At 67.4% G+C, this 23,787-nt stretch carries 22 protein-coding genes; 11 read left to right on the forward strand and 11 right to left on the reverse strand.

The genetic code is table 11. The features are described from left to right. Positions 1–9: 9 nt before the first annotated feature. Positions 10–1,308, forward strand: a complete 1,299-nt coding sequence (locus LO787_RS10880; protein ID WP_232495851.1) for an MFS transporter — start codon at positions 10–12, stop codon at positions 1,306–1,308. A 318-nt stretch (positions 1,309–1,626) separates the two neighbouring features. Here LO787_RS10880 and LO787_RS10885 read toward each other — a convergent pair whose 3' ends face one another. Then, positions 1,627–2,682, reverse strand: a complete 1,056-nt coding sequence (locus LO787_RS10885) for an NAD(P)-dependent alcohol dehydrogenase (protein ID WP_232495852.1) — start codon at positions 2,680–2,682, stop codon at positions 1,627–1,629. Positions 2,683–2,699: 17 nt separating this feature from the next. Next, entirely contained in the window at positions 2,700–3,125 is a 426-nt protein-coding gene (locus LO787_RS10890) for a GlcG/HbpS family heme-binding protein (RefSeq protein ID WP_232495853.1), read from the reverse strand. Between the two features lie 157 nt (positions 3,126–3,282). Here LO787_RS10890 and LO787_RS10895 point away from each other — a divergent pair, with 157 nt between their 5' ends. The 6 genes from LO787_RS10895 to LO787_RS10920 all read left to right on the forward strand — a co-directional run bounded on the left by LO787_RS10895 (position 3,283) and on the right by LO787_RS10920 (position 8,293). Then, a complete protein-coding gene (locus LO787_RS10895; protein WP_232495854.1) occupies positions 3,283–3,900 on the forward strand; it encodes a glutathione binding-like protein in 618 nt (205 codons plus the stop codon). A gap of 113 nt (positions 3,901–4,013) precedes the next feature. After that, a complete protein-coding gene (locus LO787_RS10900; RefSeq protein WP_232495855.1) occupies positions 4,014–5,042 on the forward strand; it encodes a LysR family transcriptional regulator in 1,029 nt (342 codons plus the stop codon). 331 nt (positions 5,043–5,373) lie between these two features. Beyond that, on the forward strand, positions 5,374–5,799 hold the full coding sequence (locus tag LO787_RS10905) for an OsmC family protein (protein WP_232495856.1): 426 nt from the start codon (positions 5,374–5,376) through the stop codon (positions 5,797–5,799). Positions 5,800–5,971: 172 nt separating this feature from the next. After that, the gene (locus LO787_RS10910; protein ID WP_232495857.1) at positions 5,972–7,354 is read left to right on the forward strand and encodes an ATP-binding protein; all 1,383 of its coding nucleotides are present in this window, start codon (positions 5,972–5,974) and stop codon (positions 7,352–7,354) included. Between the two features lie 293 nt (positions 7,355–7,647). Further along, positions 7,648–8,016, forward strand: a complete 369-nt coding sequence (locus tag LO787_RS10915) for a hypothetical protein (protein ID WP_232495858.1) — start codon at positions 7,648–7,650, stop codon at positions 8,014–8,016. Positions 8,017–8,104: 88 nt separating this feature from the next. Then, a complete protein-coding gene (locus LO787_RS10920) occupies positions 8,105–8,293 on the forward strand; it encodes a hypothetical protein (RefSeq protein WP_232495859.1) in 189 nt (62 codons plus the stop codon). Between the two features lie 199 nt (positions 8,294–8,492). On the opposite strand, the gene LO787_RS10925 is transcribed toward LO787_RS10920, so the two are convergent. Further along, complete coding sequence (locus LO787_RS10925) at positions 8,493–10,013, reverse strand: ATP-binding protein (protein ID WP_232495860.1); 1,521 nt, start codon at positions 10,011–10,013, stop codon at positions 8,493–8,495. 237 nt (positions 10,014–10,250) lie between these two features. Between LO787_RS10925 and LO787_RS10930 the strand changes: the two genes are divergently transcribed. Further along, positions 10,251–10,892 carry a response regulator gene (locus tag LO787_RS10930; RefSeq protein ID WP_232495861.1) on the forward strand — a complete coding sequence of 214 codons (642 nt, stop codon included), beginning with the start codon at positions 10,251–10,253 and terminating at the stop codon, positions 10,890–10,892. A 60-nt stretch (positions 10,893–10,952) separates the two neighbouring features. On the opposite strand, the gene LO787_RS10935 is transcribed toward LO787_RS10930, so the two are convergent. Beyond that, positions 10,953–12,791 carry a diguanylate cyclase gene (locus tag LO787_RS10935; RefSeq protein WP_232495862.1) on the reverse strand — a complete coding sequence of 613 codons (1,839 nt, stop codon included), beginning with the start codon at positions 12,789–12,791 and terminating at the stop codon, positions 10,953–10,955. A gap of 156 nt (positions 12,792–12,947) precedes the next feature. Beyond that, on the reverse strand, positions 12,948–13,745 hold the full coding sequence (locus LO787_RS10940) for an SDR family NAD(P)-dependent oxidoreductase (RefSeq protein ID WP_232495863.1): 798 nt from the start codon (positions 13,743–13,745) through the stop codon (positions 12,948–12,950). A gap of 106 nt (positions 13,746–13,851) precedes the next feature. Here LO787_RS10940 and LO787_RS10945 point away from each other — a divergent pair, with 106 nt between their 5' ends. Beyond that, positions 13,852–14,751, forward strand: coding sequence for a LysR substrate-binding domain-containing protein (locus LO787_RS10945; protein WP_232495864.1), 900 nt, complete (start codon positions 13,852–13,854; stop codon positions 14,749–14,751). 7 nt (positions 14,752–14,758) lie between these two features. On the opposite strand, the gene LO787_RS10950 is transcribed toward LO787_RS10945, so the two are convergent. From LO787_RS10950 to glgX, 6 genes are all read right to left on the reverse strand, one after another. Beyond that, positions 14,759–15,031, reverse strand: a complete 273-nt coding sequence (locus tag LO787_RS10950; RefSeq protein ID WP_232495865.1) for a DUF3325 domain-containing protein — start codon at positions 15,029–15,031, stop codon at positions 14,759–14,761. Beyond that, positions 15,028–16,584 (reverse strand): PepSY-associated TM helix domain-containing protein, encoded by a 1,557-nt coding sequence (locus LO787_RS10955; protein ID WP_232495866.1) that lies wholly within the window; start codon positions 16,582–16,584, stop codon positions 15,028–15,030. Before LO787_RS10955 ends, LO787_RS10950 begins: the two co-directional genes overlap by 4 nt. After that, positions 16,581–16,892 (reverse strand): hypothetical protein, encoded by a 312-nt coding sequence (locus tag LO787_RS10960; protein WP_232495867.1) that lies wholly within the window; start codon positions 16,890–16,892, stop codon positions 16,581–16,583. Before LO787_RS10960 ends, LO787_RS10955 begins: the two co-directional genes overlap by 4 nt. 178 nt (positions 16,893–17,070) lie before the next feature. Further along, positions 17,071–19,305, reverse strand: a complete 2,235-nt coding sequence (gene treY, locus LO787_RS10965) for a malto-oligosyltrehalose synthase (protein WP_232495868.1) — start codon at positions 19,303–19,305, stop codon at positions 17,071–17,073. After that, entirely contained in the window at positions 19,302–21,023 is a 1,722-nt protein-coding gene (gene treZ / locus LO787_RS10970) for a malto-oligosyltrehalose trehalohydrolase (RefSeq protein WP_232495869.1), read from the reverse strand. Before treZ ends, treY begins: the two co-directional genes overlap by 4 nt. Further along, positions 21,023–23,131, reverse strand: a complete 2,109-nt coding sequence (glgX, locus tag LO787_RS10975; RefSeq protein ID WP_232495870.1) for a glycogen debranching protein GlgX — start codon at positions 23,129–23,131, stop codon at positions 21,023–21,025. The genes treZ and glgX overlap by 1 nt, the downstream gene beginning before the upstream one ends. Positions 23,132–23,251: 120 nt before the next feature. Between glgX and LO787_RS10980 the strand changes: the two genes are divergently transcribed. Both LO787_RS10980 and LO787_RS10985 read left to right on the forward strand, forming a co-directional pair. Beyond that, entirely contained in the window at positions 23,252–23,497 is a 246-nt protein-coding gene (locus LO787_RS10980; protein WP_232495871.1) for a BrnT family toxin, read from the forward strand. After that, on the forward strand, positions 23,494–23,769 hold the full coding sequence (locus LO787_RS10985; protein WP_232495872.1) for a BrnA antitoxin family protein: 276 nt from the start codon (positions 23,494–23,496) through the stop codon (positions 23,767–23,769). The genes LO787_RS10980 and LO787_RS10985 overlap by 4 nt, the downstream gene beginning before the upstream one ends. Positions 23,770–23,787: the final 18 nt, after the last annotated feature.

Consider the following 23,787-nt stretch of genomic DNA (forward strand, 5'->3'; position numbering starts at 1 on the left):
AGCCATGCGATGAACAAGCTTGAGGGCATTCCCGATGGTGCTGGCGGCAGCGTCCACGCCGATCTGCGGGGCATAAGCCCGCATGAGAAGGCGTACAAGGCGCAGGCGGAGGCGGTGCCGATCCACTGCACCGACGCGAAAGGGCGGCGCAACTGCAACCTGACGCTGATGTCGCTGGCGCTCGGCAGCTTCTGCATCGGCACGTCCGAGTTCGCGAGCATGGGGATCATCCAGCTGTTCTCGGCGGACCTCGGCATCTCCATCCCGGAGGCGACCAACGCGGTCACTGCCTATGCCTTTGGCGTCATCATCGGCGCGCCGCTGGTGACGCTGGCCGCCGCGCGGCTCAATCGTCGAGCGCTGCTGCTGGGACTGATGGCGCTGTTCGTGGTCGGCAACCTGCTGTCGGCACTGGCCGGAAGCCTGCACCTGCTGATGGCGGCGCGCTTCGTCAGCGGATTGCCGCAGGGCGCCTATTTCGGCGCGGGCGCGGTGGTGGCCTCGTACATCGTGGGGCCGGGACAGTCGGGCAAGGCCTTCGCCATCGTCATGATGGGGCTGACCATCGCGACGATCTTCGGCTCCCCGCTCGCCACGTTCCTCGGCCAGATGCTCGGCTGGCGGGACACATACGTCGCGGTGGCGGTACTGGCGGCGGTGGCGTTCGGCGCACTGTTCCTGTGGGTGCCGCGCACCGGGGAACTGGCGGGCAGCCCGGTGCTCCGGGAACTCAGCGCGCTGCGCAAGCCTGCGGTCTGGGGCGTGATGCTGGTCGCGGCGATCGGGGTGGGCAGCATCTTCGCGGTCTACACCTTCATCGGGCCGATCGTGACCGACGTGGCCATGCGCGCGCCGACGCTGATCCCGGTGGCGCTCGGCCTGTTCGGGCTGGGCATGACCGTGGGCAACCTCGTCGGCGGGCGGCTGGCCGATGCCTACCCGGCGCGGGGCATCGTCGCGGGCTTCGGCTGCGCGCTCGTCGTTCTGGCCGTGCTGGCGAGCGCGGGGGCGAATACCCCGATCATGCTCTGCACGATGTTCGGCGTCGGGGCGACGATGATGACGGCGATCCCGACGATCCAGGTCCGCCTGACCCGCTTCGCACCCGAAGCGCCCTCGCTGATGGGCGCGATGAACCTTGCCGCGCTCAACGTGGCGAACGCCATCGGCGCATGGGCGGGCGGGATGACCATCGCTGCCGGGTGGGGGCTGCTCTCGGCGGTATGGGCGGGCTTCGGCCTGACGCTGCTGGGGCTGGCGATCTTCGCCGTGACGCTGACCGGATCGGCCGCGCTCAGACCGCGATGACCACTGCGCACAGGCTTATGGCCACATGTGACCACTAAGCGCGTCTGCCGTTGGTGACGGCACTGCACCTCCCGGCAAACGGCGGCACCGGAACCGCGCCTCGGACGCGCTTGCCGGTGCCGCAGGCAGCGATCGCAAAGGGCAAGGGCGATCGCGAGGATCTCACCTGAATTTCAGGGAGGCATGACGACGAAATGTAGTATCCCAAGCGGCGGCACCTGCGGCACCTGCGGCAGATGGGGCCTTAAGGTGGCCGGAGAGCCGTCGGCCGGGCTCTCCGGGTGGATCGTTGCGCCGGCCGACGGGCGCGCGGTGAACCTAGTATTCCACCACGGCGCGGCCGATCACTTCGCCGGCGCGCAGCAGTTCGATGTATTCGTTGATCTGATCGAACTGGATGGTCTTGATCGTGTGCTTGATCTTGTCCTGCGCGGCGAGCGCCATGACTTCGCTGAGGTCGGTGTTGTTGCCCCAGAACGATCCGTGGAACGTCTGCTCGCCCGAGACGCGCGGGAACAGCGGCACGTCGATGCGGTCGCCCATGAAGCCGACATCGGCATAGTGGCCGCTGGTGGCGAGCAGCGAGAAGCCCATCTGCATCATTTCGGTGGCGCCCACCGTGTCGATGATCGCGTCGAGCTTGCCCTGTCCGGTCGCCTGTTGCAGCTCCTTGCCGACATCGGCGGCGGACTTGCCCTTGATCGCGATGATGTGGTCCGCGCCGTATTCCTTGGCGATGGCGAGCTTGTCGAGGTTGCGCGCGAAGGCGACGACCTTGCCGCCGCCGCTCATCAGCTTGGCGTACTGCACCGCATAGGCGCCAAGGCCGCCGACGCCGAACACGCCGATCACCCGGTCAGGCCCGAAGCCGCCCGCATCGCGAATCTTCTTGATCGCGCGATAGGGCGTAAGGCCCGCATCGGTCAGCGGGGCGAGCTGGGTGAGGGTTAGGTTCTTGGGCACCTTGATGATGTAGCGGGCGGGCACCGGGATATACTCCGCGAAGCCGCCGTAAGTGCCGAAGCCCGGCCAGCGCACGTTGGGGCAGATCTGGTGGTTGCCCGCCTGGCAGTGGCGGCACACGCCGTCGCCCCAACCGGGCGATACGGCGACGTGGTCGCCTTCGGCAAGGCCCGCTATCGCGGGTATGAGATTGCCCATCTTCTCGATGGTGCCGGTGATCTCGTGGCCGGGGATGACCGGCGGCGGGATGTCCGCGTAAGTCTGGAAGAAGCCATCGACCAGCAGGATGTCCGACTGGCACATGCCGCAGGCGGCGACCTTCACCAGCACCTCGTCCGGCTGGATGTCGGGAATCGGGATGTCCTCGATCACCAGCGGCTTCTTGTATTCGAGGATGCGCGCAGCTTTCATGGCGGATTTCCTTCCTTCTACGATGCGTGTGCGAGGGCGGAGACGGCCGCTCTGGCGACGGCGATGTCCTGCTCGACCGTCCCGGCGCTGGTCCCCACCGCGCCGATGATCGCGCCGTCGAGGTGGACGGGCAGCCCCCCGCCGAAGATCACGATCTTGCCCTCGTTGCTCTGCTCGATGCCGAACAGAGGCGCTGCGGGCTGGGCGAGATGGGAGAGTTCGTCAGTCGTCTTGTCGAACAGCCGCGCGGTCCGCGCCTTGCCGATGGCAAGATCTATGCTGCCGATCAGGGCACCGTCCTGCCGCGAGAACGCGATCAGGTTGCCGCCCGCGTCGACCACGGCGATGTTGTAGGCAAGCCCGGTTTCGAGCGCGGCGGCCTCTCCGGCAGCCAGCATCTGCTTCGCGTCGTCCAGGGTCAGGGTCGTGTAAAGCCTTGGCATGGTGTCCTCGCTTCTGGCCCCGAGTGTCGGCCTATCGACGCGCGGAACAATCGGAGATGCCGAACGGGGCTTGTGCGAAATCGCCCGGTTGCCACGACCGGGCCGAAAGGCGAGCAATTGCGCCGATGAGCCGCGTTCCGTCGCGGGTGAGGCGCCCATGAAGCTTTACTGTTCCCCCGGAACCCTGTCGCTGGCTCCACAGATCGCCTTTCACGAGGCGGGCATCGCGGTGGAGGCGATCGGCGTCGATCTCGCCCGTCGACGAACCGACGACGGTCGGGACTTCGACGCGCTGAGCCCGCTCGGGCAAGTGCCGCTGCTGGAACTGGACGACGGCGCGACGCTGCATCACGCGCCGGTCATCCTGCGCTTCGTTGCCGGGCTCGCACCGTGGGCGGGACTGGCTGCACCCGATGACGGCGCCTTATGCGACAGCCTGCCCGCGCTGCGCCTGTCGGAGTGGCTGCACTGCGCGGAGGGCTCGGATGGCGCCGTGTCGCTTCGTCAGCTCGGCTGGATCGACCTGCAACTGGCGACGGGGCCGTATCTGTGCGGCAGCGGGCTCACCATCGCCGACATCTATATCTGGGTTCTGCTTGCAAAGGGGCACTCGCCAGATGGCGGGGCGATACCCTGCCTCGCCGGTGAGGCGACGGGGTTCGGCAACATCGGACGCTGGCACATGCGTATCGCCGCGCGGCCTGCTGTGCGGCTGGCCTGCGCAGACGAGCGTCGCCTGCACACCGAATCACGGGAGCTTCCCGTGGCGAGGTAAAGAGCGCGCTATCCAACTTTCACCTAAATTAACGGGCCGCCCCGCGGCATCTCCGATACACCTTGTCTATCGGCGGTATTTGCCGTCGGCCCAGACAGCGATCGGAGCGATCTATGGAATGGAGCGATATCCGGGTTTTCCTGCAGGTGGTCCGCGAAGGCACCATGGTCGGGGCGACCGGCATCCTGCGCATGGATCATTCGACCATCAGCCGACGCATCTCGCGGCTGGAGCGCGAGGCCGGCGTGCAACTGTTCGAGCGCGCCGGGCGCCGCCTCTCGCTGACCGCCGAGGGTGAGAAGCTCAAGATGTCGGCGGAAAAGCTCGAATCCATCATCCTGCGGGAGATCCTCAGCCTGTCGGGCGAGCGGGACCGCATCGCCGGGCCGGTGCGGATCGGCACGACCGAGGAATTCGGCGCGCATTACCTTGCCGCCCGTCTCTGCGCGCTCACCACGGCGCATCCGGGGCTGGAGATCGAACTGGTCGCGCTGCCGCGCTCCTTCTCGCTCGCCACGCGCGAGGTGGACCTTGTCGTCAGCCTCGACCGGCCGACCACCGGGGACGTGCGCTTCAAGAAGCTGACCGACGTCGAGTTCGGTGTCTACGGTACTGGCGCCTATTTCGGGGATCGCGAGCGGCCGGATTCGATGGAGGAACTCTCGCAGGAGACCTGGTGCGGGTACATCAAGGAACTGCTGTTCACGCCCGAGCTGGAGCTCCTGCCGCGCGCGTCGGAGGAAGCCTGCGTGCGCTATCGCACCACCAGCATGACCGTGCAGCTCGGCGCGGCAATAGGCGGATATGCGCTCGCGGCGCTGCCCTGCTTCGTCGCCGACGCGCAGCCCGCGCTGGAGCGGCTGCTGCCCGACGAGGCCGTGTTCGAGCGGACCTACTGGCTCGCGGTGCATGAGGATCTGGCCAAGTACCCGCGCGTCCGGGCGCTGATGAGCGCGATCGAGACGCAGGTGTTCCAGGATCGCGCGCTGTTCCGGCCGACCGCTGCCGGGCGCACGCACGACATGAACCTCACCGCCTTCACACGCGCCGATGCCCGCGCGGATCATCGCATGACGCTGGATGCCGGGGTGGCGCGCCAGCCCGCCGCCGCCTGGCATGCCGAAGCGGCGGGGCGCGCCTAGCGGGGCGCATCGACGATCAGCGATTGCGGTCGGCCTTGTCCCGCCGGGCCGCAGATCGGGGCGCCGGTGCCGTTCCGCCCTCCCCCCAGGGCACCGGCGTCCCGATCCGTCGCAAGTAAATTCCTGCAAATCCTGTAAAAGTGCCGCTGTACATGTTTCCGGCATCGCGTGCGCCCGTTCGGGCAGCACGGCGGTGAGCGGCGGACCGTGCAGATTCTATGACGATTTACATGACGCAATTCGCCCCACCTGTGACAAGGTGCCGTCCCCGGCGTTTCATGCGCCGGGCTTCGGCCGTTCCTAAGATCCGTCCATTCACAGGGAGATAGCGATGATCAACCGCTCCGGCACCGCGCATTACGAAGGTCTCGGCAAGGCCGGCAAGGGTCGCCTGAACACGCAGTCCGGCGTGCTGACGGAAGCACGCTACGATTTCGGCGCCCGCTTCGAGAACGAGCCCGGCACCAACCCCGAGGAACTGATCGCCGCCGCGCATGCCGGGTGCTTCACCATGGCGCTGTCCTTCGCGCTCGCGGGGACCGGCCGGACCGACGGCACGCTCGACACCAAGGCAGTGGTGACGCTGGTGCAGGACGGTGACGGCTTCACCATCACCAAGTCGGCGCTCACGCTCGTCGCCAGCATTCCCGGCATCGAACAGGCCGAATTCGACGAGATCGTCGCGGGCGCCAAGGTCAACTGCCCGGTTTCCAAGCTCCTCAAATGCGAGATCACGCTCGACGCCACACTCCAGTAGGACGGGGCCGGGCGCGTCGCGCGCCCTGACCCCCTTTTAACCTCACTTAACCCCGCTCCTCCCGGCGCTGCAGTAATGTGGCGTTCGAAGAGGAGGCGACTATGACCTGCGAGTCCCGAGTCCCGGTGGTTCCGTCCCAAACTGCGGCGCGCCTGCGCCGGGGGAGGGCGTGATGCTGCCGGAGCCGTCGGAGGAATGCTTCGCCTTCGCAAGCTTCCGCCTCTATCCGCACCAGCGCACGCTCCTGCGGGATTCGGAACTCGTCACCATCGGCGGCAGGGCCTTCGACGTCCTGCTGATGCTGGTGTCCCGCGCGGGCACCGTGGTCAGCCTCAACGAACTGATGGATTTCGTCTGGCCCTCCGTCACCGTGGAGGAGGCCAATCTGCGCGTGCAGATGGGGATGCTGCGCAAGATCCTCTCGCAATGCGACGAGGCGCACCGCGCGATCGAGACGATCCCGCTGCGCGGCTACTGCTTCATCCTGCCGGTCCGTCATAACCTCACCGGCGTGTCGTCCTCCGGCGCGCCGCTGCCCGTGATCGCGCCGCTGCCGGTGCTGCTCAACCCGGTGATCGGCCGCGACGAGGTGATCGTCCGCGTGACCGAGGCCCTGGACGAGCGGCGGCTGGTGACGATCACCGGCCCGGGCGGCATCGGCAAGACCACAGTCGCGGTCGCCATCGCCCACAGCTATGCCCGGTCCTATCGCGGGCTCATGGGCTTCGTCGATCTCTCCCCCGCGAACGACGGCGAGCAGGCGGCCCATGCGATCGCCGCCGCGCTCGGGATCGAGGCAGAGGACAACCCGCTCGCCGTGCTCTGCGAGGAACTGCGCGGCCGCGAGGCGCTGCTGGTGCTCGACACCTGCGAGCACATCGTCGAGGCCATGGCTGCGCTGGTGGAGACGCTGCTGGCGCAGTGCCCGCACCTCAAGCTGCTGCTCACCAGCCGCGAGGCGTTGCGCGCCTCCGGGGAATGGAGCCACCGCCTGTGCTCGCTGTCGTTCCCGGACGAGGCGCAGCCGCTCACGCCCGAGAACATGGCGCAGTTCTCGGCGGTGGTGCTCTTCAACGAGCGGGTGCAGGCGCAATCGCTGTTCGCGCTCCACGCGCGCGACCTGCCGATGATCGCGGAGATCTGCCGCAAGCTGGACGGCATCCCGCTCGCCCTCGAATTCGCGGCGGCGCGCGTCTCGGACCTTGGGCTGAGGGAGATTTCCGGACGGCTGGGCGACTGCTTCTCGATCCTCACGCGCGGCCGGCGCACCGCGCTGCCCCGCCACCGCACGCTCTCCGCCGCGCTCGACTGGAGCTACAGCCTGCTGTCCGATGCCGAGCAGAAGACGCTGGGCCACCTCGCGACGCTTTCCGGCCCGTTCACCGCCGAGGACGCCATCGCCCTGTGCGAACGCGCCGGCTGCACCCGCCCGCCCGAGGCGCTGTCCAGCCTCTACGAAAAGTCGCTGCTCTCGGTAGACTTCCGCAGCGACGCGCCGTTCTACCGGATGCTCGACACCACCAAGGCCTACGTGATGAGTGCCAGCGCGGGGTGACCAGTTCCTACCCTTGGGGGGAGGGGGGTATGCGAAGCATGGTGGAGGGGCACCCTCGCGATCGCCGAACGTCGATCGGCGCGCCCTGTCCCCGAACGTTCGAACGAGAGGTCACGCGATCCGCCGCGCGTCCCTCCACCACCCTGCGGGTGCTCCCCCTCCCCGTCCAGGGGAGGAACTGGCTGCCACGCCTGGACAGGTTCGGCCTGAGGATGATTGGGTTAAAACTGGAAAGAGGGTGACGGCTGGTTGCGCCCCGTTACAGACGTTCCGCTTTGGCCTATTCTCCAATTATGACGACGGACATGGTCAATGCAGATACGGTTGTCGATGAGATCGACGAGGGGAGGCTACGACCGCGCACTCATAAAGTGGTTCGCGCCCTTCATCGGCATATGCGTTTGGTGGAGGCCGTTCAGCAGAGAGCGTTGGAGACCTTCGACCGTGGTGAACAGAGTACACACGGTCTGGCACTTCAAGACGAGATGTGGGCGATGATGAAACCTCTGCCAATCGATCAGCAGAGCGGGTTGCGCCTCTCAAATTGCCTCGCGCGACCAGATGAAGAGATAGATTGGCATCTTGCTGGATACCTTACGCTTTGGGCGCGTCAGCAGGGAATATCAGAACAGCAAATCATAGACGCATTTCATGTGGAGTGAATGTCGGCAATCCACGCTATCGCCCCGGAATTCGGACAAACCGCAAGCGCCCCATTGTCGTCATTCACTGAAATGATAGTTTCGGGTCATGAAAGCACTGGAAAAGAAGCAGCGCTTGGCCGCCGCCACTGCTCGCTACCTCAAGCAGATTGGGCGACAGGCTCAAAAGGGACTGGAGCCAAACGATCGAGGATTCGATCATAAGCTCGACGCAAAGCTGAAACGTATGCGGCCCGAGGATGTGGACGCGCTATTCCGTGACGAAGACGACGAATAGGCGAACGGCAGCAATCCACCCAAAATCCGCCGTCACCCTGAACTTGTTTCAGGGTCCATCAGGCCGCTCGCTCAGTTTTGGGATCAGTGGACCGAGGGTGCAACGTGCAGCACGACGATCCGGCACACACTGCCTGATGGATCCTGAAACAAGTTCAGGATGACGAAGCGGAATGTCACGTCCGCTTCTCACCCCACCCTCAAGCCGTAGCGGCCAGCCCGATACAGCACCGTTTCCGCCGCGCATCCGCCGCTGCCATGCCGGGGAACGCACCGCCCGCCGGGTTCGGCCAGGTTTCATCCTTGCGGCCGGTCTCCGCCGAACGGGCGAGGCCGTAGGCCCGCACGGTATGCGGCAGGCGGTAGCGCGTTGCCCTCGGGCCGGTCTGCGCCTCCACCATGGACTTGGCGACGAGCGCGGAAAGATCGTCGATCACCGCGCTTTCCACCATGCCCGCGTCCATGCCGGTGCGACATGCGAGGGCCAGCGTGAAGCTGTCCGGGTGCCCGCTCAGGCGCCGGAGCAGGAAGCGCTCGCGCTCGGACAGCAGGCGGTAGCTCCAGTCGATGCACGAACGCAGGCTGCGCTGCCGGGGCGCGTCGCTGCGGAAGCCGCCGAGCTGCTCCATGCCGCTTTCCAGAAGCAGCCGCAATTGCCGCACGCCGAACGCGGCCAGTTGCATGGCGGCGAGCTCGATCGCGAGCGGCAGTCCGTCGAGCATCCGGCACAGGCGCGCCACTTCGGGCGCTTCGTCGTCGTTCAGCCGGAACGGCCGCGTCAGGTCGCCCGCCCGGTCGACGAACAGCTCGACGGCGCCGGACCGCAGGGCTTCGTCGGCGGACAGGCCGGGGCACTCGGGCGGAAGGTCGAGACCGCCGAGGCGCAGGATGCGCTCCCCGCGCGCGCAGAGCGGCTCGCGGCTGGTGGCGACGATGCGCAGGGCGGGGGCCGCCGCGAGCAGGCTGTCCACGGTGATGGCGACCGCATCGACGGCAGGCTCGCAATTGTCGAGGATCAGCAGGGTGCCGCGCCCGCGCAACCCGTCGGCGAGGGCGGAAGGGGATGTGGTTCCGGCATCGAGGCCGAGCGCGCTCGCGATTGCGGTGTGGACGGCTGACGGGGCGTCTGCCGGATCCAGCGCGGAAAGATCGACCCGGTGGGCCGCGTTACCGGTTTCGGCGACAAGCTCGCGTGCCAGCGCCAGCGCAAGGGCGGACTTGCCTGCACCGCCGGGGCCGATGACGGACAGCAATCGGCCTTGATCGATCGCGGTGCGGGCGGTTGCGATCTGCCGTGCCCGGCCAACCATCTGGATCGCTTCGGGCAGGTTGTTTGCCGTGCGCGGTGACGCCGCCGTGCATGCCGCCGATGTCGCTCCGGGCAGGCGATGCACCGGCGTCACGAAGCGGTAGCCGCGCCCCGTCACGGTGGCGATATACCCGTTCTCCTCCGTATCATGCCGCAAGGCGCGCCGAAGCGTGGCGATGTTGACCTTGAGATTCCCGTCCTCGACATTGGTATCGGGCCAGGCGCGCGCCATGAGCTCGCGCTTTTCCACCAGTTCGCCCGGCCGCTCGACCAGGGCGGTCAGGAGATCGAGAGCGCGGCCGCCGAGTGGCACGGGCGCTCCGTCGCGCAGCAGGAGCTGGCGCGTGGGCTTCAGAATGAAAGGCCCGAATGCGAAGCCGTGCGCTTCGTCGAACCGGATAGCACTGGTCATCTGCCTGCCCCCTCGGTTGCCTCGGATTGGCCGCATCGCGGACTATGCCTGAGAGTATCCAGAGGCCTGCCGGGCACCGACCCCCGATTGGGGGCTACGCATCACTCATTCGGGTATTTGGCGGCGCGATATTGGGAATCGCGTTGATCCGGACCGCTTTTCCCAGCATTCTCAGCCGAGATCAGGATGCCGGGCAGATCATCGCATTCGCTGCGGCTGCCCGGGGAGAGCAGACGGATGGCGTCAGAAGCGGGCCTGGACCGGCCGATACGGGTATTGATCGTCGATGACCACCCGTTCCTGCGGGATGGGATTGCGACCCTGATCGAGCGCCAGCCGGACATGGCGGTGGCGGGCGAGGCGGGGGACGGTTCCGAGGGTATCGCCCGCTTTGCGGAACTTGCGCCTGACGTCGTCCTGATGGACCTCCAGATGCCGGGCATCAGCGGGCTCGAAGCGATAGAGGCGATCCGCGGGCGGTCGCCCGATGCACGGATCCTCGTGCTCACCACCTACCCCGGCGATGCGCAGGTGGTGCGCTGCATCCAGGCGGGGGCGGCGGGCTACCTGCTCAAGAACGGCATCCGCAAGGAACTGCTCGATGCGATCCGCATGGTCCATACCGGGCGACCCGCGCTCAGCCCGGAGATCGTCCACGACCTTGCCGCACACGCCCTCGACGAGCCGCTAAGCGACCGCGAGCTGGAAGTGTTGCGGCTGGTCGCGGAGGGGCATGCCAACAAGGAGATCGCCTGGCGGCTCGACCTGTCGATCGACACGATCAAGGCGCACCTGAAGCGGGCGTTCGAAAAGCTCGGCGTGGATGATCGGACCCATGCCGTCACGGTGGCGATCCGGCGCGGCTTCATCGAACGCTGAGTGGCGCTCAAGCCCCGCTTGGTGCGCGTAGGTGCCTTTAGGTGCCGTTCAGTACACCCCTCAGGCGGCCAGAGCTTCCGACCGCGCATCGACCAGGACGCGGTTGCGACCTTCGCGTTTCGCGCGGTAAAGCGCGGCATCGGCGGCCTTGATGAGCGTGGAACCGTCGCGCTCCATGTTCTCCTCCCAGGTCGCGATGCCGAACGACATCGTCATCGAACCCAGCGCCCTGCCGCCCTGATGGACCACCAGTTCGCTGATCGACTGGCGCACCGCATCGACCCGCGTAGCCAGCGTGACGGCCGAAGTTCCGGGCGCGATGATGGTGAATTCCTCGCCCCCGAAGCGGCAGATCACGTCGCCGTCGCGGAAACGGCCACGCATTTCCGCGGCCACCGCCTGCAGGACCGCGTCGCCGGCATCGTGGCCGAACTCGTCGTTGAAGCGCTTGAAATGGTCGACGTCGCACATGACGAGGCTGAGCGGACTGCCCGAGCGGGAAGCGCGCGCGATCTCCAGCGCCAGCGTCTCCTCCATGTAGCGGCGGTTGAACAGCCCGGTCAGCGGATCGCGGATCGTCTGCTCGCGCAGGCCGCGCTGGAGGCGGTGGTTGACGAGAGCGGAGGCGATGTTCTCGGTCAGGACCGTCAGGCGGAAGCGGTTTTCCGCGCCGACGACGCCCTTGAGATAGAGCACGCCGATGACCTCGCCGCCCGCCAGCAGCGGCTCGCAGTGGTAGTGGTCGGTCTCGCTACCGACGTGCGCGCAGACGATGTCGGAGTCAGGCTCGACCACGAAATGGCTCTGGCCCCGGCGCAGCGCCCAGCACTGGTCGGGCGCGAACCCGGCGGAGGAGACGTCGAGCCCGCCCCACGCCGCGATCGGCACCAGCAGGTTGCGCGAATTGTTGTGCGCATAGAGCGCGCCCGGAATTTCGGGCAGCACGCGGGGCACGAAGACGCGGATGATCGAGGCGAGTTCGTCGTCGGTCCGAGCGGCCTGCATGCGATGCGCCATGCCGCCGAGCAGTTCGATCACCTCGCCGCGCTCGCGCAGGACTTCGGTGTTGCGGCTGAGTTCGGCGTTGGCGACGTGGAGACGATCCTGACTCTCGTGCTGGTCGGCGACGGCGGCTTCCAATTCGTCAGCCATGGCGTTGTAGCCATTGGCGAGGCGTTCGAATTCGCTCGAATCCATCCGCGCTTCGACACGGGCGGAGCGGTCACCGGAGCCCAGCTGGCCCATCACCGTCATCATCTCGTCGACCGGACGGCGGATGCGGCGGATCAGCGAAGTCGCGGTATAGGCGATGGCGGCCATCGTCAGCGGCACGCCGATGATGACGAGCCAGGTGATGTAGCTGAGCCGCAGTTCCACGGCAGTCGTGCGACTGGCGGAAAGCCCGCGTTCCTCATTGAGCAGGTCGCCCACGCGCGCATCGACGAGCTGCATGAGATAGCGCCCACGTCCCGAAGCCACGGCGGCCTGCGCGCCGGTGAAGTCGCCCGCGCGGGTCTGCTTCGCGATCTGTTCGAGCAGGTCGGCGCGCTGGCCGATCAGCGTGCGGATCTGGTTGGCGCGGTCATTCTGCGCCGGGTTGTCGCTGGTGAGAATGACCAGTTCGGCGGCTGTCGCGCGCGCCTTGCCGACTTCTTCCTCGACTGCTTCGCCGAATTCCGGCTTGTGCGTCAGCGCGAAGCCGCGCTCGCCCGATTCCGCCTGCTGGAGATGGCTGAGCGCCTTGTTCGCCGTCTTGAGCACCTGAGCGGAATGCGTGACCCACGCCAGACTGCTGCGTGTCTGCGAGGAGCCTTCGAGCAGGAGTCCGGCCAGCAGTGCCAGGAGCAGGCACAGAAAGCTGCACAGAATCACAATGCGACGCGACAACGACCCGACCAAGGGAATCTCCGTAAAAAACGGGAGGCTATGCCCTCTGTCAAACGTCGCTGCGTTGCAACCAAAATTACCTCGGTAAAATGTGGGAAATGGAGCATTCCCGCTACGCGAGCACCCCCTGCCACCCATATGCGGCGGAATGACAGGGGGTTCGAAGGTTTACGCGATGGTAGGGACGATCCCGCCTTCGACGCGGATCGAGGCGCCATTGGTGATCGCGCCCAGCGGGCTGGCCAGCAGCGCGACCTGTGCGGCGATCTCGTCCGCTTCGATCAGGCGGCGGATCAGCGAGAGCGGGCGCAGCTTGGCGAAGAATTCGGCCTCGCGCTCGGCCTCCGGCGCGTCCTTGTTGTCCACGACCGAACGGATGAACTCGCCGATGCCTTCCGAGCGCGTCGGGCCGGGGAGAACCGAGTTCACCGTCACGCCGGTGCCGCGCGTCTGCTCGGCGAGGCCGCGTGCGATGGCAAGCTGGGCGGTCTTGGTCATGCCGTAGTGGATCATCTCGCCCGGGATCACGAGGCCGCTTTCGCTGGCGATGAAGATCACGCGGCCCCAGCTCTTTTCGAGCATCTTCGGGAAGTAGTGGCGGGCGAGGCGCGCGCCGCTGACCACGTTGACCTCGAAGAAGCGGTGCCAGTCCTCGTCGGTGATTTCTGCGAAGGGCTTGGCCTCGTAGATGCCCAGGTTGTTGACGAGGATGTCGATCTCGGGAACCGCGGCAATGAGCGCCTCTGCGCCTTCGGCGGTGGCGGGGTCGGCAAGCACGGCGCGCACCTTGCCGCCGTTCGCGGCCTTGGCGGTAACGCTGGCGGCGGCCTCGTCGAGCTTGGCCTGGCTGCGGCCGGAGATCACGACGTCGACGCCTTCGGCGGCGAGGCGTTCGGCGATGGCGAGGCCGATGCCGGCGGTTGAGCCGGTAACGAGCGCGGTCTTGCCGGTAAGCTTGAGATCCATGTTGGTATTCCTTCCTGATGTGGACGGAAATCTAGGTGCGCCCGGCATTGATGCACAGTGCGCGGCAATGCATATCAGAAGTGATCCAGAGTCACGGATGATACGAATGGATAACCGCTTCGGCGACATGCAGATATTCCTCGCGGTGGCGCAGAACGGCAGCTTTGCCGGGGCCGCACGGGAACTGCGGCTGACCCCTTCCGCCGTCAGTCGCGCCATCGCGCGGCTGGAGGCGCGTCTAGGCACTCAGCTCGTCTCGCGCACCACGCGCGCGCTGGCCCTGACGGCGGAGGGGGAGGTCTATCGGGCGCGTGTGGCCGGGCTCGTCGCCGAGATCGACGAGGTGGAGCGCGGCTTCGGGCATGAGGACGAAGCGCCGCGCGGGCCGCTGCGGATCAATTCGTCGGTCCCGTTCGGGACGCAGTGTCTGCTGCCGATCCTGCCGCGTTTCCAGCTTCGCCATCCAGGCGTCACGGTGAACCTTGCCCTTGCGGACACGCTTGTCGATCTGGTGGAAGAACGCGCCGATATCGCCATCCGCATCGGGCCGCTGCGCGACACCGGCCTGAAAGCCAAGAAGCTGGGCCGCAGCGCGATGGCCGTCGTCGCCAGCCCCGGCTACCTGCAGGAGCGTGGCGAGCCCCGGCATCCGCGCGAACTGGCGGCGCATCCGTGCCTCCAGTTCAGTTTCCGCCGTTCGATCGACACCTGGCCGTTCCGCATCGACGGCGCACTGGTGCAGCGACCGATCGAGGGCGCGTTTCTCGGCAATTCGGGCGAAGTGGTGCGCATGATGGCAGTCGCGGGCGGGGGCATCGCGCGCCTTGGGCGGTTCCACGTCGCTGCCGATCTTGCGGCAGGCAGGCTCGTCGAGATTCTGCAGGATTGCAATCCCGGCGACTATGAGGACATCCACGCCCTCTACGTGGGGCACCGCAGGCTGGCCTCCCGGATCCGCGCTTTTCTGGACTTTCTGGAGGCCGAACTGGTGCTGCCGGGTGCCTGACAGCGGGTTAGCGCGCCGTCTTCCAGTTGATCGTCGCGACGGTCAGCCAGGCACCGATGCTCGCTTCTCCGAACCAGACGATGGAGCCCATGGCCGGGCCGATCAGCGCGGCCTCGATGGCCCAGACGACCGCGAGCAGCAGCCAGCCGGTGATCCGCGCCATGCGTGCCTGCGTGTCGGGCAGCGAACGACCGACGAGATCGCGCTGATGGCGCTTCATCGATACGGCAAGCGCGAGAAACGCGGCGCAGGCGATGAGGAGGGCGAGCAAGTGGATCATGAACTCACCGCCCGGCGCGAGGATGTGCGCGGTTTGGCACCGGCCCTGGCGCGCGCTTTCGATTTCGCGGCAGCCAGCAGGAAACCGGTTGCCAGCGCGAGCATGACGAGGTCGAAGCTGACGAAGATCCAGTCGCCCGCCAGCAGGCTCGGGACGAGGCCGCGTGCCGTGGTCAGGGCGTTGACCACGGGAACGGCAGCGAAGCAGGCTCCCGCGAGCGCAAGCCCCTCGGTCCATGCCCGTGCGGCGGGGCGGACCATGCCCCAGAGGCCGACGGCAAGCCAGGCGAGGAACAAGCAGTCGATCTCACGCTCCGCACGGTCGGCCATGCCCAGAGGCAGCAGCCGGTTGGCGAGGAAATAGGCCGCAATGCCGGTCGCCAGCCCCGCGATGGCGGCGATGTTGAGCCGTTCGACGAGGCGGAAGCCGAAGTGCGGGCGCGTCGGATCGGGGAGGCGGGTGCGACGCTTGACGGTCCACAGGACTAGGCCGCTGCCGACCATGATCGTGCCGCCAAGTCCGCTCAGGAAGTAGAGCCAGCGCAGGCCCCATTCAGCGAAGCGGCCAGTGTGGAGGCCGATCATGACGCTCTCGGTGGCGAGCGCTGCGCCCTTCGCATCGTGGGAGAACAGCAGGCGGCCGGTTGCGCCTTCGAAGGAGACGGTCTCGCCGCGTGCGCCGAATGCGGCCTCGGGGGCGCGGGTCATTTCGATTCGGGCGGCGGCGTCGTTGGGATTGGACACGCTGATGTAGCCGACGCGGCGCTCGCCCCATTGCGCGGAAGCGGTGCGCACCAGCGGCGCGAGATCGGCCAGCGGAGCCGGTTTTCCGGCGGGCTCGGCGGGGCCGGGGCGGCCGAGGACGGTCTCGTAGAAGGCGTCCTGCGCGGCGTAGTTCGCGGCGATGCCCCAGGGCATGTACATCACGGCCAGCGTGACGAGGCCGGTGAAGGTTATCATCAGGTGGAACGGCAGCGCGATCACGGCGGTCACGTTGTGCGCGTCGAGCCAGCTTCTCTGCCCTTTTCCGAAGCGGAGCATGAAGAAGTCGGCGAAGATCTTCTTGTGGGTGATGATGCCCGAGAGGATCGCGACGAGCATGAACATCGCAGCGATTCCAACGAGATAGCGCGCCCACAGCACCGGCATGTAGTGCAGGTCGAAGTGGAAGCGGTAGAGGAAGAAGCCGCCGCGGGTGTCGCGCGAGGTGATTTCCCGGCCTTCGCCGTCAAGCAAGGCTCTGGTTTCGCTGCGTTTTGCGGGTTTTGCCCCACCCGGTTGCCAGTAGACCTGCGTGGTCGCGCTGCGGCTGTTGGGGAGCGAGATGTACCAGCTCTTCGCATCCGGGGCGACGGTGTTCAGGTAGCGCATCGCGCCTTGCGCGGAGCGGGCCGGATCGGCGGTTCCGGTGACTTCCGGCTGCATCCAGCGGGTGATTTCGTCCTGGAAATAGGCGGCTCTCCCGGTCGCGAACATGGCGAAGAGGAGCCATCCGAGCAGGAGTCCGGTCCAGGTGTGGACCAGGCACATCGACTGACGCAGGCTCTCCTTCACAGCCGCCCTCCCGCCTCGATCGAGAGCCACAGGGCGATGCACTGAACGGCACCTAGCGCCACCAGACAGAGCCAGAGGCGACTCACGGAGCGCACTGCGAACGCCACGAGCGCGACGGTGGCGAACAGGGCGAACGCGAACAGCGTGGCGGCCACGCTGGCGTTGGCCGCATCGACCCCGAACCCCTTCCAGAGCAGCCGGGCGAGGCAGGCGGTGGCCAGTGAAGTCAGCAGATAGTTCGCCGGGATCGCTGCGATGATCCGCGCTGCCACTTCACCGCGACCGATGCCCTGCTTGCGTTGCGCCATGGCGGTCACCGGCCCCGAAGGGGCAGGAGCGGGGCGTGCCCGGTCGGGTTGCAGGCATTGAGCGTATTCAAGAGATGTCCCCCGCCGCCAAAGCGGCTTTCGTTATTGCGACGCAATCGCAAAATTGCGCTAGGCGGGGGAGTGCCTCATGTCAACGGCGGGTGGGACTCCTGGTGGCCTAGACCGGGAGGAGAGCGTCCGGCCTGGCTGTCGCAGCGGACGCGGGCATCGGGATGCGCACCCAAACCGACTGGCCCTGCCATTCGCGCTCGACGGTCCAGATGCCGTCGTCGTTGTGCAGCCGGTAGCTTCCCCGCGCGAACAGGTTTGGCGCGGCGCGGCGACGGGCGAGGAGGTCGCGGGTGAGGCGCAGCTTGCGGGCGTTGAGGTCGCCTCCCCCCTCGGCGTGTTCGAGCGTGTCCCATGCGACCGGGCGGCGGTTGTCTGGATCGGTGAGCCCGACCGACAGGCCCTCGGTCCCCTGATAGATGTCGGGAATGCCCGGCGCGGTGAGTTGCAGCGCGACTTGCGCCAGCGTCACCGCCTCCACCATCTCCTCGAACCCGGCGCCGAGGCGCGCGGGCAGGTCGCCATGCAGCGCGCGGCAGAGGTCGGCGACGGCGGCTTCGGTTGCGGTGTCCGGGTCTTCGTGGCGGGACAGTTCCTTGCCCTCGCGCATGGCCTTGGCGATGTGATCGGCGATGCGCGTGTCCGCCTCGGGCTCGCTCCGCAGCATCAGCGCGGTCTGGAGCGCATAGAGGCCCCAGTGCTCGGGCACCCCGGCGGCGACGGCGCGACTCCGCGCTTCTGCGTAGAGGTCGCGCGCCAGCGCGGGGAAGTGGCTCAGCGCCACCAGCACCGCGCGGGCATCGGCGGAGCGCTTGGTGTCGTGCGTGGAGAGCGCGTTCAGCGCCAGCGGGGTCAGCCGTGCGCGTTCGGCCATCGCGGCCTCGAACGCGGCCCGGTCGATCGCGTCGAGGTCGGGCTCGGCGCCTACTTCGCACAGCGGCAGGTAGGCGACGCTGCGGAAGAACACCGTGTCCTCCTCCGACTTGGCGGTCAGTGCGCCGGTCAGCTGCTCGAAGCGCGTCGCGAAAGTGCGGGCGAGCGCGTCGTCGGTGGCGCGCAGCAGGTCGAGCAGGCAGGCGACGAGCGGCTGGTCGCAGGCGTCGGCCACAGCCTCGGCGATGGCGGGGGACAGCGGAGACAGGTCGGCGGCGTAGGAGCGGTAGACCGGCCAGGCGGTCGCGAGGCGACAGACCGCCTCGACCACGCCGGGGCGCGCCTCGGCATCGATGGCGAGCGCAGCCATCGCCGCGTCGGCCACGCGCTCGCGCTCCGGCACGAACACCGCGTCCAGCAGTTCGCGGCGCACCTTGCGCACTTCGCGCCCGTAGGACGGCGGCACCGCGTCCTCCGCCGCTTCGCGCAGGGTGCCGAGCCCGTCCGGGTGGGTGAGCAGGCGGGTCACGGGGGTCATGAACTCGTAGCCGCTCATGCCTTCGACCGGCCAGTTGGGGGCCAGCGGCTCGGCGTCCTTGACGATCTTCTCCACCCAGGCCGGCACGTCGCCCACGGCTTCGCGCAAGTGATGGAGGTAGCCGCCGGGGCGGGCGAGGCCGTCGATGTGATCGACGCGCAGACCCTGTACGTGCCCCGCGCGGACCTGCTCGACGATCCAGCGGTGGGTGAGGGCAAAGACTTCCGGGTCTTCCTGCCGCACGCCGATCAGGTCGGAGATGTTGAAGAAGCGGCGGTGGGTGATCGTCCTGTCGCCGTCGCGCCAGTGGCCGAGCGACCAGTGCTGCTCGGCCAGCAGCGCATCGAGCGTGGCGGCATCCAGCGTGCGCGAGATGCCGGCGAGATAGGCGGCCTGTTCGGTCAGGCGCAGCGGATATTCGCGGTCGTAGACGCGAAGGCGGGGATCGTCGGGCGTACCGGCGATCCCGATCTGTCCATCGGCGAGAAGCTGCGCGACCGTCCCGTCCAGCACCGGGAAGTGGATGCGCGCGCCGTCCCCGATCGCCTGCCAATCGATGTCGAACACGGTGGCATAGCGGCTCTCGCGGCCATGGCGCAGCACGTCGGCGAGGTAGGGGTTTTCCGGCGTGAAGCCCATGTGGTTGGGCACGATGTCGAGCACGATACCGATGCCGGCCAACTGCGCGGCCTCGCTCAGCCGCGCGAACGCGGCGTCACCGCCCAGCGCCGGGTCGATGCGGTCGGGGTCGATCACGTCGTAGCCGTGCGTCGATCCGGCGGCGGCGTGGAACGGGGGCGAGAGGTAGAGGTGGCTGACGCCCAGCTTGCCCAGCCATGGCAGGAGCGCGCGGGCGTCATCGAGATCGACGCCATTGCGCAATTGAAGACGATAGGTGGCGATAAGGGGAAGGGCGTTCGGCAACAGGCTCACTCCGGCGTGACGGCCACCGAAAGCGCGAAGGGGCTGTGCGCGTCGGAAAGCAGCAGGACAGGTTCCGGGTGAGGCTCGAACGGGCTCTCCGTCTCGCCCAGCCGGACGCGCAGTTGCAGCGTGCCCGGGCCGAACGACCATTGCGCCTCGATATCCTCACCCACTCGCCGAACGGCGACGAGGGGCTGCGGGTTCCGGGCGAGCAGCGGAATTATGCATTTGCAACGCAGCTTTAACATGTCGGCCACGAACCCGGCGTGGGCGCGCTGCTCCTCGCGTGTCGGAGCGCCGATCTTCGAGGCGAGGAAGGTCTCGGGCGAAACCGGGTCCGGCACCGCGCCGCCGAAGCTGCTGAAGCGCGCGAATTCCTGCGCCCGGCCCTTGCGCACCGCCTCGGCCAGATCGCCCTCGAAATCGACGAAGAACTGGAACGGGGCGTCGGTCAGGAACTCGTCGCCCATGAACAGCATCGGCGTGAACGGGGCGAGCAGGGTCAGCGCGGTCATGACCCGGTACGCATGGGTGTCCGTCAGCAGCTGGTGCAGGCGCTCGCCCTGCGCGCGGTTGCCGACCTGATCGTGGTTGCCGAGGAAGTTGACGAAGGCTGTTCGCGGCAGGGCGGCGGAGGGTTCGCCGCGCGGGTGCGCGTCGCCATTCTTGCGCGGCTGGCCCTGCTCGATGTAGCCGTCCGACAGGGCCGTGGCGATGTCGGCGACGGGATCGACGGCGAAGGGGGCGTAGTAGCTCTCGTCCTCGCCGGTCAGCAGGCAGTGGACGGCGTGGTGCCAGTCGTCGTTCCAGGTGCCGTCGTAGGGCGCATCGGTGGTGAAGTAGCGGGCGTGGTTGCGCTCGTCCTCGGTGACGAGGTGGATCGGGCGGCCCCGGTCATGCGCGCGGATGCGCTGGCCGAGTTCGTCGAGGAAGTGCGTCGGCGACCGGTCCTCGATGGCGTGGACGGCGTCGAGGCGCAGGCCGTCGAGGCGGTATTCGTCGATCCAGTGCAGGGCGTTGGCGATGAAGAACTCACGGACCGCCGGGGCCTCGAAGGCGATCCCCGCGCCCCATGGCGAGGCGCGTTCGGGGTGGAAGAACGAGGGGCACCACGCGGCGAGGTAGTTCCCGGCGGGGCCGAAGTGGTTGTAGACCACGTCCATCAGCACGCCGATGCCGTGGCCGCGCGCGGCGTCCACCAGTGTGCGCAGGTCGTCGGGCGTGCCATAGGCCGGGTGCGGGGCGTAAGGCAGCACCCCGTCGTAGCCCCATCCGCGCTCCCCCTCGAACTGGGCGACGGGCATGATCTCGATCATCGTGATGCCCAGCGCGGCAAGGCGCGGCAGTTCGGCCATGGCGGCGGCAAAGGTGCCCTCGGCGGTGAAGGTGCCGATGTGCAGTTCGTAGATCACCGCCTCGTGCCATGGGCGGCCCTGCCAGTCGTTGCGCCATGCGAACGCGGCGGGATCGACGAGTTTCGAGGGGCCGTGGACGTCCCCCTCCTGCGCGCGGGCGGCGGGGTCGGGGTAGGGCGTACCCTCGATCACCCAGCGGTAGGATGCACCCGCCTCGGCCTCACCCTCGAACAGCCACCAGCCCTGCCCGGCGGCGAGCGCGGGCATGGCGAGGCCGTCGATCTCCACCCGCGCCTCCTCGGCGTCGGGCGCCCAGAGGCCGAAGCGCCACTGGGCGTTTCCGATGGGCCTCGCGCCCCAGTGCGTGGCCATCAGGCGGGGCGGAACAGGCAGAGGCTGGCGGGGGAGATCGCCGCCGCCTCGCCCTCGATCGCCTCCTCGGTGAAGGGATCGTCCCGCGCGGTGTCGAGCACGCGGACCCATTCGCCCTCGGGCAGCTTGAAGTCGAGGCCGTCGCCCGCGTTGACCACGGTGAACAGCGGCCGCCCACCGTCGAGGAAGACCTCGCGCGTCGAATAGTCGATGAGCAGGCCCAGCACGCGCAGGCCCTGCTGGCTCCACAGTTCCTGATCCATCGCCCGGCCGTCCGGCTGGAACCATGCGATCTCGACGCGCTCGTTGTCGCCGGTCTCGCCCATCAGGAAGTTCTCCTGCGCGAGCACGGGGTACTGGCGGCGCAGGGCGATCATCTTCGCGCAGAAGTCGAGGAACTGGTCGTCCTTCCTGCCCCAGTTGAGCCAGCTCAGTTCGTTGTCCTGGCAGTAGACGTTGTTGTTGCCCTGCTGGCCGTTGCCGATCTCGTCACCGGACAGGAGCATCGGCACGCCCTGGCTGACCATCAGCGTCGCCACCATGGCGCGGCGGCGGCGGGCGCGGGCGGCGACGATGCCCTTGTCGTCGGTGTCGCCCTCCACGCCCATGTTGTCGGACAGGTTGTTGTCGTGCCCGTCGGCGCCGCCCTCGCCGTTCGCCTCGTTGTGGCGCTCGTTGAAGGAGACGGTGTCCATCAGCGTGAACCCGTCATGCGCGGCGAGGAAGTTGATCGAACTCGTCGCGCCGCGGTCGGAGTGGTTGAACTGGACGGGGGAGCCGATCAGGCGCTGGGCGATGTCGCCCACCAGCCCCTCGTCCCCGCGCCAGAACGCGCGCACGTCGTCGCGGAACTTGTCGTTCCATTCGCGGAAGGGGTGGGGGAAGCCGCCGACCTGATAGCCGCCCATCCCAATGTCCCACGGCTCGGCGATCAGCTTGACGCCCGCCAGGATAGGATCCTGCCGGATCGCGTCGAAGAAGCCGCCCTCGCGGTCGAACCCGGTCTGCTCGCGCCCCAGCGTCGAGGCGAGGTCGAAGCGGAACCCGTCGACGTGCATCACCTGCACCCAGTACCGCAGGGAATCGAGCACCATCCGCATGACCATCGGATGCGCGACCGCCAGCGTGTTGCCGGTGCCGGTGTTGTCGAAGCTGAAGCGGGGGTTCTCGGGGCTCAGCATGTAGTAGCTGGCGTTGTCGAGACCGCGAAAGCACATCGTCGGCCCGCGCTCGGAACCCTCGGCGGTGTGGTTGTAGACCACGTCCATGATGACCTCGATTCCGGCCTTGTGGAACCGCTTCACCATGTCCTTGAACTGCCGGATCGCGCGCGGGGCGAGGTCGCCGTTGCGCAGGAAGCGGGGCTCGGGCGCGAAGAAGCCGAGCGTCTGGTAGCCCCAGTAGTTCGACAGCCCCTTGTCCAGCAGCATCCGGTCGTCGAGGAAGAACTGGCTGGGCAGCAGTTCGATGGCGCTGACGCCGAGCTTGCGCAGGTGATCGAGGATCGGCTCGCTCGCCATTCCCTCATAGGTGCCGCGCAGGGCCTCGGGCACGTCCGGGTGCGTCATCGTCAGGCCGCGGACATGGGCCTCGTAGATGATCGTTTCGGTCCAGGGGCGGGAGAGGGACTTGTCGCCCTCCCAGTCGAAATCGGGGTCCTGCACCACGCTCTTGACCATGAAGGGCGCGGAATCGCGGGTATCGAAAGTGGTGTCGTCACCGGTCGTCAGGTCATAACCCCACAGCGCATCGTCCCACTTCACCGCGCCCGAGACTTCGCGGGCATAGGGATCGAGCAGCAGCTTGTTGGGGTTGAAGCGGTGGCCGCTCGCCGGATCGTAAGGCCCATGGGCGCGCAGCCCGTAGAGTTGGCCGGGCTTAACCCCGGGCAGGTAGCCGGAGAATATCGACCCCTCGCGCGAGGGGAGTTCGAGCCGCGCGGTCTCCTCGGTGCCGTCGTCGGAGAACAGGCATAGCTCGATGGCTTCGGCATTCTCGGAAAACACCCCGAAATGCGTACCCTCGCCGGTATATTCGGCGCCGAGTTCGTGGATCATCCGCTCGGGACGGGAGAAGGAGAAATCTTCGGCTGCTGGCCCCTGTGACATGCGATGCCTCCTGCATGATGCTGCATGCGCTAACACGCGTGGGGGCGGCGCGGTTCCGGGGGAGCTTTCGCGAAAGCCGAGTGGCTTGCCATTGACATAAATCGTAATTACAATCTGAGTATGATCATCGTGTGGGACGAGCCGAAGCGCATCGCCAATCTCGCCAAGCATGGCATTGATTTTGCCGATGTCACCGAGGAGTTCTTTGCTTCCGCGTTGATCCGGCAGGCCAAAGATGGCCGTTATGCAGCGATCGGACGGATGGACGGCGTCATCGCCGTGATCTTCATGACCCTCGGGACCGAGGGCGTTTCGCTCGTTTCGGCCCGGCCCGCGAGCACGAAGGAACGGAGGTTGATCCAGTGAGCAAGCCCAAATACACGCAGGCCGACATGGATGCGGTCAGCGACAACCCCGAATGGTCCGAGGAGGACTTCGCAAAGGCAGTGCCTTTCGCGGAGGCATTTCCTGACCTTGCAAAGACTATCAGGCGCCGCGGCGTTCAGAAGGCACCGACCAAAGTGAGCACGACGATCCGGCTTTCGCCCGAAGTGATCGCGCACTTTCGCTCGACCGGGCCGGGCTGGCAGGCGCGGATCGACGATGCGTTGAAGGATTGGGTGGCGGCGCACGGGTGAACGGCACGCTACCGTTCG

Source organism: Novosphingobium kaempferiae, assembly GCF_021227995.1.
Classification (GTDB): Bacteria; Pseudomonadota; Alphaproteobacteria; order Sphingomonadales; family Sphingomonadaceae; genus Novosphingobium; species Novosphingobium kaempferiae.

Bases quoted from the DNA above. Each gene is read 5' to 3' on its own strand.
- LO787_RS10915 (WP_232495858.1), top strand. From the start codon at position 7,648: ATGACGACGGACATGGTCAATGCAGATACGGTTGTCGATGAGATCGAC.
- LO787_RS10910 (WP_232495857.1), top strand. From the start codon at position 5,972: ATGCTGCCGGAGCCGTCGGAGGAATGCTTCGCCTTCGCAAGCTTCCGC.
- LO787_RS10895 (WP_232495854.1), top strand. From the start codon at position 3,283: ATGAAGCTTTACTGTTCCCCCGGAACCCTGTCGCTGGCTCCACAGATC.
- LO787_RS10905 (WP_232495856.1), top strand. From the start codon at position 5,374: ATGATCAACCGCTCCGGCACCGCGCATTACGAAGGTCTCGGCAAGGCC.
- LO787_RS10885 (WP_232495852.1), bottom strand. From the start codon at position 2,682: ATGAAAGCTGCGCGCATCCTCGAATACAAGAAGCCGCTGGTGATCGAG.
- LO787_RS10920 (WP_232495859.1), top strand. From the start codon at position 8,105: ATGAAAGCACTGGAAAAGAAGCAGCGCTTGGCCGCCGCCACTGCTCGC.
- LO787_RS10940 (WP_232495863.1), bottom strand. From the start codon at position 13,745: ATGGATCTCAAGCTTACCGGCAAGACCGCGCTCGTTACCGGCTCAACC.
- LO787_RS10930 (WP_232495861.1), top strand. From the start codon at position 10,251: ATGGCGTCAGAAGCGGGCCTGGACCGGCCGATACGGGTATTGATCGTC.
- LO787_RS10900 (WP_232495855.1), top strand. From the start codon at position 4,014: ATGGAATGGAGCGATATCCGGGTTTTCCTGCAGGTGGTCCGCGAAGGC.
- LO787_RS10945 (WP_232495864.1), top strand. From the start codon at position 13,852: ATGGATAACCGCTTCGGCGACATGCAGATATTCCTCGCGGTGGCGCAG.
- LO787_RS10960 (WP_232495867.1), bottom strand. From the start codon at position 16,892: ATGGCGCAACGCAAGCAGGGCATCGGTCGCGGTGAAGTGGCAGCGCGG.
- LO787_RS10890 (WP_232495853.1), bottom strand. From the start codon at position 3,125: ATGCCAAGGCTTTACACGACCCTGACCCTGGACGACGCGAAGCAGATG.
- glgX (WP_232495870.1), bottom strand. From the start codon at position 23,131: ATGTCACAGGGGCCAGCAGCCGAAGATTTCTCCTTCTCCCGTCCCGAG.
- LO787_RS10980 (WP_232495871.1), top strand. From the start codon at position 23,252: ATGATCATCGTGTGGGACGAGCCGAAGCGCATCGCCAATCTCGCCAAG.
- LO787_RS10925 (WP_232495860.1), bottom strand. From the start codon at position 10,013: ATGACCAGTGCTATCCGGTTCGACGAAGCGCACGGCTTCGCATTCGGG.
- treZ (WP_232495869.1), bottom strand. From the start codon at position 21,023: ATGGCCACGCACTGGGGCGCGAGGCCCATCGGAAACGCCCAGTGGCGC.
- LO787_RS10880 (WP_232495851.1), top strand. From the start codon at position 10: ATGAACAAGCTTGAGGGCATTCCCGATGGTGCTGGCGGCAGCGTCCAC.
- LO787_RS10950 (WP_232495865.1), bottom strand. From the start codon at position 15,031: ATGATCCACTTGCTCGCCCTCCTCATCGCCTGCGCCGCGTTTCTCGCG.